This window comes from Pirellulaceae bacterium, assembly GCA_029243025.1.
In the GTDB taxonomy this organism is placed as follows: domain Bacteria; phylum Planctomycetota; class Planctomycetia; order Pirellulales; family Pirellulaceae.
Genome location: JAQWSU010000042.1, coordinates 101,767 through 116,212, shown reverse-complemented (window position 1 = coordinate 116,212; position 14,446 = coordinate 101,767). Strand labels below are relative to the sequence as shown.

Below are 14,446 nucleotides of genomic sequence, written 5' to 3'. Positions count from 1 at the left end.
TCAAATGCGGCCGATCCTGCCAGTGGACCGAGCCAGAACGCCACGTCAAACGCTCAACAATTGTTTATTCGAGCGACAAAACGGGTGACCAAGGCAACGGCCAAACGAGGGCCACGAGTTTACCAAAGTTTTCGATCATCGGCGCCCGCAGTTGAACAACCCGCGTTTCAGGATGCGGGGGCAGAAGGGCCATTGACTCGCTGGCCCAGCGAGAAGCTCATGAATTCGCCCCACGATCGGCAGGAAAACGATTAAACTCAGCAGCTATTAACAGGCGAAATGACAACCAGAGTTGATCACAAGACCATTCGGGCACCGCACGTTTTGAGCAGCGTCGGAAGGCCTCTTAAAATAGCGACCACAAAGGCATTCGAGGAGCCACACGTTGCCACTGCAAACTCGTGTTTTGATCTTGCTTGAATATGCGACGCTCAACGGAGGCGAATATTCGCTGCTAAGCGTGCTACCAGAGGTCAGCCGTCATTTCGAGATCCACCTGGCTGCGCCGGCAGAGGGTGATCTGGCCAAACACCTTCAGGCACTCAACGTTTCCCTACTGCCTTTCAATTTACCTGCCAGTCAAGCGAGTCAAGATGAACGACGACAGCAGCTGAAGCAGATCATCCAACGAGTGCAACCCGATCTAATTCACGCAAACAGCCTGTCGATGAGCCGCTTGTCGGGTCCGATTTGCCGTGATTTGGGAATTCCAAGCCTTGGACACCTGCGGGATATGATGCGTTTGAGCCAAACGGCCGCCGGCGATGTGCTGGCGCATACAAGATTGTTGGCCGTTTCTTCGGCCACGCGAGACTGGTACCGAAAGGCCAAATTTCCAGCGGAACAAATCCATGTCGTTCACAATGGCGTTGATCTGATGAGATTCTATCCTCGCGAGCCCACCGGATTTTTGCACCAAGAATTGGGCTTAGCCGCATCAACCCCACTGATCGGTAGTATCGGACAAATTGGCATGCGGAAAGGAGTTGATCAACTTCTGGCGACAACAGCACAGATAAGTGAGCCGACGCCGCACCTTGTGCTCGTCGGTCAGCGCCACTCGGAAAAAGCGGAAGCAATTGAATATGAGCACCGGCTTCATCAGTCTGCCAACGAACAACTGTCCGGTCGTGTGCATTTTCTCGGACGCCGGGACGATGTCGAACAGTTGCTGCCAGAATTCACCATTCTCGCCCATTTCGCTCGTCAGGAACCCCTCGGACGCGTGCTGCTGGAGGCGGCTGCCAGTGGATGTTGCATTGTGGCAACCGATGTTGGTGGTACATCTGAAATCTTCCCCCCAGCAAGTGGCTCGGCCACCTTGCTCCGCCCGAGCAATCCGATCCATGCTGCTGAAATCCTGCAAGATTTGCTCAACTCCGCTCGAAAGCGAGAAATGATGGGGAAAATGGCGAGGAAAAGAGCGAACGATGTTTTCGGGAAACAACGAGCGGCCACCCATTTGATGCAACATTACCACGCACTCACCACAGAGCTTTAGACCAAATTTCCATGTCGATTTCATCGTCGTTTTCTTAAGCTAAAGTATCACATTGACGGAAGAAAATTCAGCGTGAACCGAGGGATCCGGAAACCACCAAGCATTCGTTCTGATGGCAACTTCACCCCGACTTAGCTAACGATGACTGACTGCCAAACACTCGCTCAAAAAATTGAACAACTCGAGCCCAACGCCGACACAACTCAAATAGCTCGACTCTGCCTCTTGCTATCAAACGCCAGTGATTGCGTCGACGATTTAGCTGATCCCGACACGGTCGCAGCGGCCTGGCGTGAAATGAGCCTGCGGTTACAAGCAGCAACGGACCAACATGCGGCCATGACCGCAGAACTCGAGGAGCTGGCTCAATCAGATCCCAGCAAATTCAGTAACGAACAGATTTGGGTTTTGATCCGAGCCATCAAGGTTCAGAGCCAAATTCTTGAGCTCTATCTGGGCGAACCTGCGCTCGATATTTGATGAGCTAATCAAAAGCTGATTCTAACTTCAGCTCGGGTTGCCCCCAACTCGACGCCACTCTTCTCGGCAAAACTCGTCAAGGCAGAGCAACTAGCTCAAGATCATAATCGCCACGTTGACGTAGATAATGATCCCCACGATATCAACAATTCCGGCAACAAACGGATTGCTCATCAGAGCCGGGTCTTGCCCTAACCTTTGAAAAATCAACGGCAAGGCAGAGCCTACCAGCGTACCGCAAACAACAACCAGCAATAATGTCAGCGGGACCACCAGGACAGCATCGGGGGCGACAGTAAACCCGACAGGAAGAAAAACCATTGCCAGTGCGCCCCCCAGTAGCAAGCCCATCGTGAACTCTCGCGCGATCACCATGAACCAATCTCCCAAACGAACATTCCCATTCGTCAAGGCAGTAATCACGAGAGTTGCCGACTGGTTTCCAGAATTCCCTCCGGATGAAATCACCAGCGGAAGAAACCAAATCAGAAAGCTCCACTTATCGAGCTGGACTTCATAGTTGTGAATCGCCCCGGCCGTCAGCAAAGCGGCAAAAAAAAGCGGTAACAGCCAGATGCCTCGATTCCAAAACAATCTCCAAATGGGCGTCTGCAAATATCCGGCTTCCAGCGGAGCCACACCACCGATGCGTTGAGCATCTTCGGTCGCTTCTTCACGAACCACATCGATCACATCATCATGCGTGATAATACCGAGCATTCGGTGCTGCTCGTCTACCACCGGGATCGCCAACAGGTCATATTGAGCAACCTTTCGAGCCACATCTTCTTGATCATCATAGGCATCAACCGTAATGGGCTCCGTTTCCATGATGTCATGAAGTAAGCGATTCGGAGTCGACAGCGAGGAGATAAGGTCTCTGGCTGAAAGCACGCCCCGTAAATGGTCCGATTCATCCACCACATAGACGTAGTAGATTGTTTCCGCTTCTTTCGCTAACTTCCGCAGCTCATCGAGCGCTTCGCTGACCGTGAGGTTTTCCGACAGTTTGACCAATTCCGTGGTCATCACGGCACCCGCCGTATCCTCGGGATAGGCACTGAGCCGAAGCGTTTCCCGTCGCTCGTCAGCGGGTAGTAGAGCAACGAGTTCATGGGCAAGACTGTCATCCACTTCATTCAGCAGATCGACTCGATCATCGGGCGCCATCATCGTCAGTAACTCAACGATTTGCCCTCGATCCTGCTTTTTGAGAATCCGGATTTGGCGGTCGGGTTCAAAATAGTGAAAGATTTCGGCCCGCGTTTCCGACGATGCATGCTGCAAGACTTGCCAAGCCTCGGTGGCGCTCAGCCCTGACATGAAATCGGCCGTTGCTGCCGGATGAATCGCTTCGCAGAATTCGCTTAAATCGGCCGCATTATGAGAGCTCAGCATCTCACGGAGTTCGGGCAAAAAAAGCGTGTTAATCATGAGTGAAATCCAGTGAAAAAGCGGCGCAACGCGATAAATGCCGTGTCTCGATCCGTCCGATAGGTATCCGCAACTTTAAGATGCGTCACCCAAAGGGAAAAGGCCAGTGCAAAAACGTTTTTGGTTCCGGTGAACGAAAGCCTTCAGCATACTCAGGCGAATCGGTTGTTCGAGCCGAAATTGGACGCAAGACCGACAATCGTCTAACAATCCACCGTTTTACCCGAATGGAGAAGATTTCTCAGCATGCTCGGCTGGGAAGCAAAATGAAGATGGAGACGGCTCCCGATCACGCCACGGCAACCGACCACTTGCAGACGACCATCGCTGTAATCTCTCAACCCTTGATTTGCCAACAGTTGCCAACAAGGATTTTCATATCCCCGTACGATTGTCTCGGCGGGAGCAAGCCAATTGGTACGAGCCATGCGAAACTCAACCGGGGCCGAATCACGGTGACATTGCCGAACAACAGCCGGAAGAAGACCGGCCATCTCGTATCGACCATGCCGACACTTCAACACTCGACAAACGTAGGATAGACCGCCCCCTTCCGCATAAACACGCCCCCCCGCTCTGACGTGCTGGTGCAGCGCCTGTTTCATACAGTGGTTCCGCGACAATCGAGGTGCAAAACGTTCTGGGTGACCACATCCAAATAACACTGTTTCGCACCCTCGCGGTAATTTATCTCCTCGCAGCGGCGAAAAGTCGCAGATTTTGGCGCCTTGCCTCTCCAACGCATCAAGCGTGTCCGGGAAGTAGCAGTTGAAAGCTTCATCGTAAGCGATTGCAACTCCGGAATGAAACCGACCAAACGTCGGAGTGATCGCGAGCTCGTCGGTCCAACTCGGCACCGATTGTCGGGAAAGTTCAGATAATCGATCCCAGCGGAAAGAGCGGGACAGTTGGTCCGCCAGCAGATCGATCAACTCCTTGGGACAGCCCCCCGCGAGGGACCGATTATGCCACTGATGACGTAGGATCTCCGAATCCATCGTCGCCCCCAGAAATTGGAGATCGGAGTGGGATTCCAGATAGGTTTGCCAGCGATAGAGGTCGTCCATCGACCCCACTCCGGTCAAGAATAGGCCACGGGCCTCGGAGGGCAGTTGTGGCAAACGGCAGTGGCCAAGTTGAGACACATCAAGCAGAATTGCCTGGGGCAATTCGAGCCAATTGCAGAGGGCGCCCAGTGTGCCACCACGGTAGTCACGCTGGCTTACATCCGAGTACGGACCGACGACGATCGACAAATCCGCTCCCTGACTGCCATAACTGAAGGCTCGTCGACACGCGTCAGGCGACATCAGCCAGCTGTCCAGATGTCGCTGACCTTTACCCGTTACAATGCGACCCGCATCAACGGCGACAAAACGCGACTGCGACCGGAAGACTTGGGCGTCGACGACTGTTTGACGCAAGACCTGCAACAAAGCGCCCAAGAACGGTTCAATCTCTGTATTCTGCTGAATCGAGCCGATGGCGATCCGGGGAAGCTGAATCATGAACCACAACCCCTGCGTTGATGTTTTTCAACTAAGCGTATCACCACGACAGACGAGCCACCTTGAAATGCGATTTTCTCGTCTCCCACGGCTGACGTGACGTAGCATTGTTGGTCTCGTCCCCATCAAGGTCAAGTTCATCGTCTCACGGAGTCGGATCCAGCCTCCAATTCAGGCTAAGCGTCCGGAACATCTTCGACAGCTCGAATTGACATAGTATTGGTCCCAGACTAGGGTGGGGACTAAATCAGCGTGCGAATTCAATTTTTTGGCGGCCCGCCACCTCCCTCCGCTGCACCCCTCATCCGCTACATCTATCGAGCTAGTTCATGGATTCTGACGCCGAGTTTTCTTCCGACATCTCCGAGCATTTGAAGCTTTGTGAAGAGAGACTCGGCTACACATTTCAGAACAAATCGCTGCTGCATGCAGCCTTAACACATGCCTCCGGCGCGCAACATCGTCTTGCATCGAACGAACGTCTCGAATTCCTGGGCGACGCGATTCTGGGCTATGTGGTCTGCGAAATGTTGTTTCAACAATTTCCCGAGCTACTCGAAGGACAGCTAACACGTATCAAGTCAGTGGTCGTGAGCCGCCAAACTTGTGCCAAATTAAGTCACCGCATGGATCTCGAACCCATGCTGATCGTTGGCAAGGGTATCTCGACCGAACAACCTGTGCCTCGGTCGTTGTTGGCAGACGTCTTTGAGTCGGTGGTGGCAGCGATCTACCTCGATGGCGGCAATGAAGCCTCGCGTTCATTTGTGCGACGTACCATGCAGGAAGAAATTGATCTAGCTGCCTCCGGTGAAACCGATGACAACTACAAGTCGATGTTGCAGCAACTGGTTCAGCGGGACTTTGGTGCAACCCCAACCTATCATCTGATCGACGAACGGGGTCCGGATCACGAAAAAAGATTTTGCGTGGCTGCCCAATTCAACAATCGCACATTTCCTCCAGCCTGGGGCGAAAATAAAAAGGCGGCGGAACAGCGAGCTGCGGGCAATGCACTCGCCAATCTAAACGGAAATCAACCTCCTTTCCTTGCTGACGCTTGACACGTCGGGAAGCAGCACCACAACCAATCTAAAGATTACCCCACAGGCATGCCTGGCTGTCTTGCTTTACTCTCTGGTGCACTCGACAGCCTGCTTGCAATCCGCTTAATGCAGCTCCAAGAGATTGACGTCGAAGCGTTGCACTTTCAAACAATTTACACCAATTGCCATCATGAAGCGGCCCAAGCAGCCCACACACTTGGCATCAAGCTGACGATCATAAAACCGGACGCAGACTACTTCGAGCTAATCGAAAGCCCACGTTTTGGTTATGGCCGCGGTGCCAATCCTTGCCTCGATTGCCGCATCTACATGTTTCGCAAAGCGGCGGAATGCATGCGTCAAAGTGAAGCTGACTTTCTGATTAGCGGCGAAATCATTGGTCAGCGAGCCAAAGACCAAAAGCGACGGGATCTCGAAATCATTTCGTTCCATTCCCAGCTTGACGACCAGCTGCTGCGTCCCTTATCCGCCTTGTGCTTACCACCCACCTTGCCGGAGCGATCCGGACTGGTTGATCGGAATCAACTCTATGGCTTCACCGGTAGCAGTCGAAAAGGGTTAATCGAACTCGCGAGAGAATTGGGCGTCAAACAAATCCCTCAGATCGCCTCCGGATGCGCACTTACCGAACCTGCGTTCGGTCGCAAGGTCTTCGACCTACTTCAATACAACCAGATGAATGCCGTTTGGGATTTCGAATCACTCAAGCATGGTCGCCATTTCCGACTCGATGCCAAGACCAAGATCATCGTCGGGAGAAATGCGTCTGACAATGATGCTTTGCGCTCCCTCCACAAAACAACTCCTCCTATTTCCACGGTACTTATTTCGCCGCAAAATTTTCCGGGCCCCATCGTTTTGGTGTCGGGACAAATATCGCCCAAGGCGGTGGAATGCGCCGGCGCCTTACTGTTACGTTTCAGCCGCATCGGAAAAACCGATCCACAAACGGCTGAAATCGACAACGGGAAATCGAGGCGAGAAATAATCATTCAGGCAAATCCAGCGGTCGATCGAATGAAAACATTGACACAAACTCCCCATACGAATTAGCTCAGTTCGCTAATTAGTTTTCGCCAACTACGCTGCTCGGTCATCGGTGAGTGATTGGGGAGCCGCGCCGTTACCCGTCGTCGCAGTTCATTTCGGAAACTCACGTCCTGCTCAACTTTCCACAACATGGATCGCAATTCAAGTGTATTACCGCAAGCGAATAATCCGGGATAGTCAGCTCCCAACATGCCTCGATTCCCCGAAATGTCGGAGGCAATCACGGGCGTACGATTAACAATGGACTCAGCAATCACACTCGCGCCGCCTTCCATTCTTGAACTCAGAACTAAAGCTCGGCCGCGGGCAATTAACTGCCGGGAACGCCAGTGAGGCACATTCCCCCACCATCGATAACGTGTATTGCGCAGCATTTCTAAGTCGGCGCGCCGCCTCATTTCCGCACTCAGCGCTGCACCAAGATGGGTAATACAAAGCCGCGAATCGATGGGCAGATGCCGCACCGCATAGGCCGCTCGGAACGGATCTTTCACTGGCCGCAAATGCCCCGATATGACCACCTCAAAAGATCGCTTGAGCGGGCGGCGAGGAGACGAAGCAATCGCCGATTGATAAATCACCCGACATTTGGCACGCAGCCTCTCGGGAATCGGCTCGATGCCAGCAGGCTGAAGCAAGATGACATAGTCGGCCAGGTCGATGCTCTTTCGCGCAGCGGGCGATCGCCCCAAGTCACCATACAAATCGGTACCGGTCAACGCGACAATCAGGGGAACAGAATTCAACGCCTGCCGAAATCGACAAATCGTCCCCGCACTCTTCCGAGCATGAAGCGCGATCAAAAGATCGCAGGCTTGCTTTTCATAACTTGACGCGATCGCGACCGAATGGCGTAAACCGCGCAGGATCCGCGCCCATCGCAAAGCCGTAATTTGATTTCCGGTTCGCGAACCGCGAACACCCGGTGTCACAATCAATATTCGCATCAACGAGTCCCTTCGCTGAATTCAACAAGACAACGGTCCCTTCTCGAACGTCGCCTGCATCAAGCCAACGAGCCCTCAGTGGCTAGAGGCTCCAAGGTTCTCGCATCCTCGGCGCAAGCAGTGCATTCGCTTCTTCATCGTCGATGATCACCTCATTGACCGGGTCCCAACGGATGGGACGACCTAGCTTCATCGAGATATTGTTGAGATGGCAGATAGATCCTGTTCGATGCCCAATTTCCGCCGTCGCTAAGGGCTCTTGGCGACTTTTCATACAATCAATAAAGTTACGATGGTGCCCAGGACTGCGACCCAGCTGGATGTCTCGCCTGCCAATTTTAGATTCTAAAATCCGTGGGTCACTGGCCTCCACGAGAGGATCATGAACGTGAATGAAAATCCAGCCCTCGTCCCCTTCGAATTTCACACCACGGGGTCCCTTGGTGGAGCCAATCATTTTCAAACCATCGTCGTAAACATTGACAAAAACATAATCCATGTAGGCATCGAAAATGCCAGATGGATTTTGGGTCCCGTTCGCGATGCACTCCACAGGTCCCGTATCATCCTTGCCGGCACCCAATTGAGCAAGATCAATCACGTGGGCTCCTCGATCAGTCATCTCTCCACCGCCATACGCCAAGATAAATCGCCACCAGAAATGGCAACGCTTTTCGGTGAAGGGCACATCGGGTGTATGACCTAACCACATCTGCCAATCGAGCCCGTCCGGGGCGGGTCCTTCGGGTTGTTCGCCAAGCCACTTTTTGACATTCAGATGGTGAGCATCGGTTGTCGGCAAGTTAATGCGAATGGTATGGAGCTTTCCAATTCGTCCATTGCGAACCAACTCACAGGCGTGACGTCGACTTTCCCCCGATCGTTCGTGACTACCGGTCTGGACAATCCGGTCGTTGAGGGCAGCAGCGCGACAGATCGCGCGTCCCTCCGCAACTGAGTTTGCGAGTGGCTTTTCGCAGTAAACATCCTTCCCGCCGTTCAGAGCCGCAATTGTCGCCAACGCATGCCAGTGATCGGGCGTGGAAACGCAGATCGCATCTAAATCATCACGACTCGCTAACTCACGAAAATCATCTACCGCCAGGCAATCATTGTTTCCATATCGCTTATCAATCTGAGCCTTCGCGGTCTGCAGATGGCCCGAGTCAACGTCACAAACCGCCGCAACTTGGCAGTCGTCGAAACCCAAGAACTGCCCCATGTTATGACGTCCCTTGCCACCCGTACCGATGAACCCCAGAGCAATTCGGTTGCTCGGGGCTACATGGGGGCCCAGCCCCAATGCAGAAGCCGGAACGATCGATGGCATACCGACCGTCGACGCGACCACGGCTGATCTCTTGAGAAAACTTCTTCGGGATGCGCCTAGCGAACGATGCTCAGTCATAACACCTAGTCCTTGTACAAAACTTAAACACGAGTTGTGTCCGTCATTTTAGTTGAAAGAAAACCATCGTTGGAACATCGAACGCCCTAAATCTCGTTTTTTTTCGGCCGATTTTTTTGGCAGTGAACTTGTTCGGGGCCAAATCACTTGGGGGATTCCACCAATCGTTCATCATGACGCCCGCAATCGCAGACAAAGTGGAATGGCTCCCTCCAGCCCAACGAATCACAGAAACGCCGTCATTCTGACTCCACACCGAAACGACTCCAAGTTACCCCCACCCAATTAGTCAGAAACAAGTTGTTTTTTCCTATCGAAAAGTTGGATTTCCCTTGTCATCTCGTTAAACTGGGCACCGGATAGGCAGCTCTGGATGAATCAGTTTGTAAACGCAAACATGGCAGCGAAAGGGACGAAACGATGAAGTGCTTGTTATGGACCACTTTGGTAGCTTCAACTTTGCTGATTAGCGGCAAAACGACCTGGGCCGGATTGGCCTACGGCGACCCAGCAAGCGGATGGAGCTATCAATACAACGGAGATTCGAGGTTGGACGATCCCGGCGAAGCGCTCGATGGCGGATGGACTTTCGGCGGCGGTTCGGACTCATGGGATGGGAGTGACATCGGCGAAGACGCACCTGGCGGTGTCTCCGCGCTAAAGGAAGGCGACACAACTTTTATTCGCATCCAGGACACGGGGGATCCGCGTGACTATGTGGATGAAACAGGAATCGGTGGAGATCCGAGCAATCGCAAAATCTTTTTCGACCGAGACATTGTTGATTTGGATGGGATCGGTGAAGAGTTCCTAGAAGATGGCTTCACTTTTTCATTTCGCGGTCGAATCTCGACTGCCGCCACGGGTCCCATCGACCCCTGGTATCCGGACGGGGGCGGCGCCGATGACGAATGGCCCACTGACGGCCTTGGCGAACACATCATCGAATTCGATTCGACGGCCCACATCAGCCTCTTTCAACCGTTCAACTTGGGATCGGTTGGGTTCGCTTTGACCACAGAGGAAGGCGATGGAGTAGGCCAGAACGGTTTGCTATTGAATGATTTGAGTGAAGACATAGCCTGCAAAGGATGTGGTGACACGGGTGCCGGCGATGAGAATTTCTTGGAGATCGAAAACATTTCAGAATGGCAGGAATTCTGGATCACGATTCAGGGCACACCCGATGGCCCTGGTTCCCATCGAATTAACGTTTACACAAATGGAAGTACAGAAGCGAGTGAATTTGACGTGACAGCCGGCATTCGCAGCGACGGCGGTGGCATGGGGCCACTTTCCATTGGTATCCCAGGAACGTCTCGCGCCAGTGCATGGGATCTCGATTTCATCTCGATTGCCGAAGGCGTCATTGAACCTGTAACCGGCGGACCACGGGGTGACTACAACGGAAATGGTGCCTTAGACGCCGGCGACTTGGATCTCCAAGCTGCCGCCATCAATTCGCAAGATTTGGCTTTTGATGAGAACGCCGACGGTGTTGTCGATACCAATGATCGCGTCCTGTGGGTCAATGAACTAAAAAATACCTGGATGGGTGACGCCGATTTGAATGGCCGTTTCGACAGTGGCGACTTTGTGGTCGTCTTTACTGCAGCGAAATATGAGCAAGATGCCGACGCCACCTGGAACCAGGGCGATTGGGACGGCGATGGCCGTTTCAATTCAGGCGACTTCGTCGCAGCTTTCAACAACGGCGGATACGATGCCGGATTGCGACCTGGCGGACCGAATCCAGCTGCTGCAGCTGTCCCGGAACCGTCCAGCCTGGTACTTCTTGCAACCGGGCTCCTACTCTTCTGGCGACGTCGCTAGAGCATTGACCTCTTGACCATTTCGCTCGGCAGCGGGTTTGAACCGTTGCCGAGTTTTTTTTGCGCCGTACTGCTCACGCCAGCACTATTTTGCGGACTGCAAAAAGGCAAGTAAGTCAGCGAGTTCACCCGGCGTTAACTGCTGATCGAGGCCACTTGGCATCACCGATAACTTTCCCGGCAACGTCTGATCGATTTCATCCCGAGCAATGTACCGCGTTTGCCGCTGCGTATCGATCAGCGTGATCCCGGCTCGACTATCCTCCCGAACAACACCGCTAACCACACGACCATCCAGGGTCGTCACATTCAGGGGCTCGTAACTTCGAACAAAACTGGCACTCGGAAACACAATCGCCTCCAGGAGATCGCGACGGGAACGAATTTTCCCAATGCGTGTCAGATCAGGACCGATTTGACCCCCCAGATAGCCCATGGCATGACATGCGGCACAGGCGGCCTTGGCGGAATGAAAAACGCGTTGCCCACGACGAATATCACCTCCGGGTAACTCCCCCAGTAATTGCTCAAGCCGTTCGCGGTCCGCGGCTAAATCTAGCTGATTCAGCTGCAGCCAATCTTTCAATCGTGCTTGGATGTCCGATCCAAAATCTTTCATGCTCGTCAGAATCACCGAGGAGGGCAGGGCGTCCGAAAACTCAGATTCCGAAAGGGCCACGAGCAAGGCGGTTCCAATCGCGTCGTCGTTATTTTTTTGAAATGCCTGTAGAAGCGATCCCAGCTCCATCGGTCCGACGACCTCCAGGGAGCCGGCCAAATCGAGCAACTGTTGCCGCGAAAGTTTCGCTTGAATCAGCGCCGCGACGGCTAGCCGTCGATTTTCCAGCTCGTCTTCATCTAACGTAAACCGACACAACAGCGTAAATAGTTCGCCTGAAATCCGAATCCGACCAGGCCCCAAAGCGGCAGCAGCTTTCAGTCTTAGCGGATCAGGCCTTGCCCTATCTTCTGCCAACTCGATTAGGGCAGTCTTCAGGATAGACTGCTGCGACGGAGCCTCTCCGAACGCCATCAGGGCCTCGACCGCTTGCCGCGACAAATCCGGATCGTTAACCGCGTCCCGTAAGGGTTCAAGCCAAGTTTTTGGCAGAGTCGATCGAGGTCGCTTGGCAATCGCCCCAAGCAACTGACGTCGCTTGACCACATCAAGCTTCGAATCTGCGAGCAAGTGCCCCACGACACCCTGAACCTCTTTGTTATCAAAAAGTAACGGAACAAGGTCCAACAGCAGACGTCGCACCTCATCGTGCTCGTCGTCCGCTTGAATCTGCGTTTGCAAAACTTCCGCAACTTGCTTTCCCCATTCCGGATGCTGCTCCACAATCCAGCCAGCCACTTGACGCGTTTCCGCATTAAGACTCAGCAGACGGGGAACGATGTCATCGGCTTGCGATTGACTCGGTTGCATCTGATCGAGTGCCGTAGCGGCAGCACGAAACACCTTGGGTCCACGGGCAAAGAGTTGTTCTTGCACGCGTTTCGCCTGATTGATTTCAATCAAGGCATAGGTCAAAGAATGGGTCAAGGCACGCCCTTCGGCTGTTTCCAATGATTTCAAAATCGGATCAATGGCAAGCGGTTGCCTCAATCGTCCGAGTGCCTCGGCCGCCACGCGACGGTTGTGAACCGATTCGTTATTCAGCAGGCGTTCCAAACTCCCTATCGCTAGATGGTCGCGCCAAAGACTCACACCGTGTGCCGCCGCCTGGCGGACGGTGGCATCGTGATCGTCCAGTGCTAACCGCACGATCGCTCGTGCTTCGTCGCCGGACAACTGAATGGCAGTCCATACCAACTGCAGCCGCGCAGCTGCATCCTCATTCGATCGAAGCTCGCTGGCAATCTCTTGGAGAAACAAATCCGGCTGGTTTACGACCCGCGATTGGGCCCGACGCCGGACAACCGGGCGAGAATCGCCCAGCAAGGCAACGACTTCCCCTGGCATTAACCGTTGCCAATCAAGCTGTTCTCCTCGAGCATCGAAATGCGCTGCTTGCCCCGTACGGGTCACCCGATAGATGGCTCCAAGCACATCGGGTTTTTCGAGTTGAGACGTGGGACAACACAGTTTGTACCACCCGCCCGTGTCAACCACGATCAGGCTTCCGTCTGCATCCTCCAGCACGTCCGTCGGATGAAAGTCGAGATCATCGCACTCTAAGAAGTCATGATCAACCGTTTGAAACGTCGCCCCCCGTTTGTGAAGCACATGTCGGGTGACCTTGTGCATGTTGAACGAACAGGCGAATACATTTCCCTTCAGCTTTGCCCCCAGGCCGTTCGACTCAGTAAGGCACAAACCGCAGGGAGCCGCTGCCCCCAGATGAGTCATGACCGGCATCACTTCACCCGTACGAGGGTGTCCGTCGATCACGCTGTGAACCTTCCCGTACACCCCCCCATAGATGGCGTGGATTATTCCATCTCGCAAACCATTGGCCGGATGCTGGAGAAATGTTGTAGTAAACAGACGTTCTCCGCCGGGCGTAAACACGACTTCAACGGGGTTGTCCATTCCGCCCGTCATGACGGCTTCAATCGGGCCACCCTCTGGGCGTCGCCGAAAAACATGGGCGGCTCGCGTCACCCAGGGTGCTTGTCCCGGACGTTCGAAGGACTGTTCGGCAAATGCCCCCTTACACCAATAGATCCATCCATCTCGGCCCAGATAAGGTCCATGCAAATCGTTCGCACAACCGGTCAACGTCTTGCCGTCGTACCATTCGATTCGTTCATCAGCAACGCCATCCCCATCCGTATCGGTCAATTTCCAGATACTCGGCGGCGCTGCAACATAGAGTGACCCTTGGTGAAACAACGTTCCCTCCGGGAACATCATGCGATCGGCGAATACCGTCGACTTGTCGTAAACACCGTCCCGATCGGAATCGGTGAGACGGACGATTCGATGTGGCTTATTTTGCAACTGGTCCTGAACGTTCGCGTTCGATCCGCTCGAATCGGCAACATAAAGATGGCCCTCGAAGTCCAGATCAGCACAAATCGGGCGCAAAACGAGAGGAGGACCGGCCACCTGTCGCAACTCCATTCCAGTCGGAATTTGAAAACGATGCCCCCCCAGCACCACCGATTTCCTTTGCGGAAAGTCGGCCAGAAGCGTTCCATTTAGTAAAAGCAAGCCTAGGGCTACTCGAAACCCCAGTTTCACCGTGTAGCCGATCGACATCGCTTCAAGCC

At 53.7% G+C, this 14,446-nt stretch carries 10 protein-coding genes; 5 read left to right on the top strand and 5 right to left on the bottom strand.

The annotated features are described in order from the left end of the window. The first annotated feature begins 385 nt into the window (after window positions 1-385). Window positions 386-1,501 carry a glycosyltransferase family 4 protein gene (locus P8N76_18465; protein ID MDG2383663.1) on the top strand — a complete coding sequence of 372 codons (1,116 nt, stop codon included), beginning with the start codon at window positions 386-388 and terminating at the stop codon, window positions 1,499-1,501. A gap of 141 nt (window positions 1,502-1,642) precedes the next feature. Further along, window positions 1,643-1,981: a hypothetical protein gene (locus P8N76_18460; GenBank protein MDG2383662.1), complete on the top strand. Its 339-nt coding sequence runs from the start codon at window positions 1,643-1,645 to the stop codon at window positions 1,979-1,981. A 90-nt stretch (window positions 1,982-2,071) separates the two neighbouring features. On the opposite strand, the gene mgtE is transcribed toward P8N76_18460, so the two are convergent. Next, entirely contained in the window at window positions 2,072-3,415 is a 1,344-nt protein-coding gene (gene mgtE / locus P8N76_18455; GenBank protein MDG2383661.1) for a magnesium transporter, read from the bottom strand. 203 nt (window positions 3,416-3,618) lie between these two features. After that, a complete protein-coding gene (locus P8N76_18450; GenBank protein MDG2383660.1) occupies window positions 3,619-4,923 on the bottom strand; it encodes a hypothetical protein in 1,305 nt (434 codons plus the stop codon). A gap of 329 nt (window positions 4,924-5,252) precedes the next feature. Here P8N76_18450 and rnc point away from each other — a divergent pair, with 329 nt between their 5' ends. Both rnc and P8N76_18440 read left to right on the top strand, forming a co-directional pair. Continuing rightward, window positions 5,253-5,987 carry a ribonuclease III gene (gene rnc / locus P8N76_18445; protein ID MDG2383659.1) on the top strand — a complete coding sequence of 245 codons (735 nt, stop codon included), beginning with the start codon at window positions 5,253-5,255 and terminating at the stop codon, window positions 5,985-5,987. Between the two features lie 48 nt (window positions 5,988-6,035). Next, window positions 6,036-7,043, top strand: coding sequence for a hypothetical protein (locus tag P8N76_18440; protein ID MDG2383658.1), 1,008 nt, complete (start codon window positions 6,036-6,038; stop codon window positions 7,041-7,043). Here the strand turns inward: P8N76_18440 and senB are convergent. Both senB and P8N76_18430 read right to left on the bottom strand, forming a co-directional pair. Then, window positions 7,040-7,987 (bottom strand): selenoneine biosynthesis selenosugar synthase SenB, encoded by a 948-nt coding sequence (gene senB, locus P8N76_18435; protein MDG2383657.1) that lies wholly within the window; start codon window positions 7,985-7,987, stop codon window positions 7,040-7,042. The two genes, P8N76_18440 and senB, sit on opposite strands and share 4 nt — an antisense overlap. An 82-nt stretch (window positions 7,988-8,069) precedes the next feature. Beyond that, the gene (locus tag P8N76_18430) at window positions 8,070-9,395 is read right to left on the bottom strand and encodes a Gfo/Idh/MocA family oxidoreductase (GenBank protein MDG2383656.1); all 1,326 of its coding nucleotides are present in this window, start codon (window positions 9,393-9,395) and stop codon (window positions 8,070-8,072) included. A gap of 420 nt (window positions 9,396-9,815) precedes the next feature. Between P8N76_18430 and P8N76_18425 the strand changes: the two genes are divergently transcribed. Next, window positions 9,816-11,228: a PEP-CTERM sorting domain-containing protein gene (locus P8N76_18425; protein ID MDG2383655.1), complete on the top strand. Its 1,413-nt coding sequence runs from the start codon at window positions 9,816-9,818 to the stop codon at window positions 11,226-11,228. Window positions 11,229-11,312: 84 nt separating this feature from the next. Here the strand turns inward: P8N76_18425 and P8N76_18420 are convergent, their stop codons facing one another. Further along, window positions 11,313-14,435, bottom strand: coding sequence for a c-type cytochrome (locus P8N76_18420; GenBank protein ID MDG2383654.1), 3,123 nt, complete (start codon window positions 14,433-14,435; stop codon window positions 11,313-11,315). Between the last annotated feature and the right edge of the window lie 11 nt (window positions 14,436-14,446).

Coding starts and splice junctions, on each gene's coding strand:
- P8N76_18460 (MDG2383662.1), top strand. CDS start 1,643: ATGACTGACTGCCAAACACTCGCTCAAAAAATTGAACAACTCGAGCCC.
- mgtE (MDG2383661.1), bottom strand. CDS start 3,415: ATGATTAACACGCTTTTTTTGCCCGAACTCCGTGAGATGCTGAGCTCT.
- P8N76_18450 (MDG2383660.1), bottom strand. CDS start 4,923: ATGATTCAGCTTCCCCGGATCGCCATCGGCTCGATTCAGCAGAATACA.
- rnc (MDG2383659.1), top strand. CDS start 5,253: ATGGATTCTGACGCCGAGTTTTCTTCCGACATCTCCGAGCATTTGAAG.
- P8N76_18440 (MDG2383658.1), top strand. CDS start 6,036: ATGCCTGGCTGTCTTGCTTTACTCTCTGGTGCACTCGACAGCCTGCTT.
- senB (MDG2383657.1), bottom strand. CDS start 7,987: ATGCGAATATTGATTGTGACACCGGGTGTTCGCGGTTCGCGAACCGGA.
- P8N76_18430 (MDG2383656.1), bottom strand. CDS start 9,395: ATGACTGAGCATCGTTCGCTAGGCGCATCCCGAAGAAGTTTTCTCAAG.
- P8N76_18425 (MDG2383655.1), top strand. CDS start 9,816: ATGAAGTGCTTGTTATGGACCACTTTGGTAGCTTCAACTTTGCTGATT.
- P8N76_18420 (MDG2383654.1), bottom strand. CDS start 14,435: ATGTCGATCGGCTACACGGTGAAACTGGGGTTTCGAGTAGCCCTAGGC.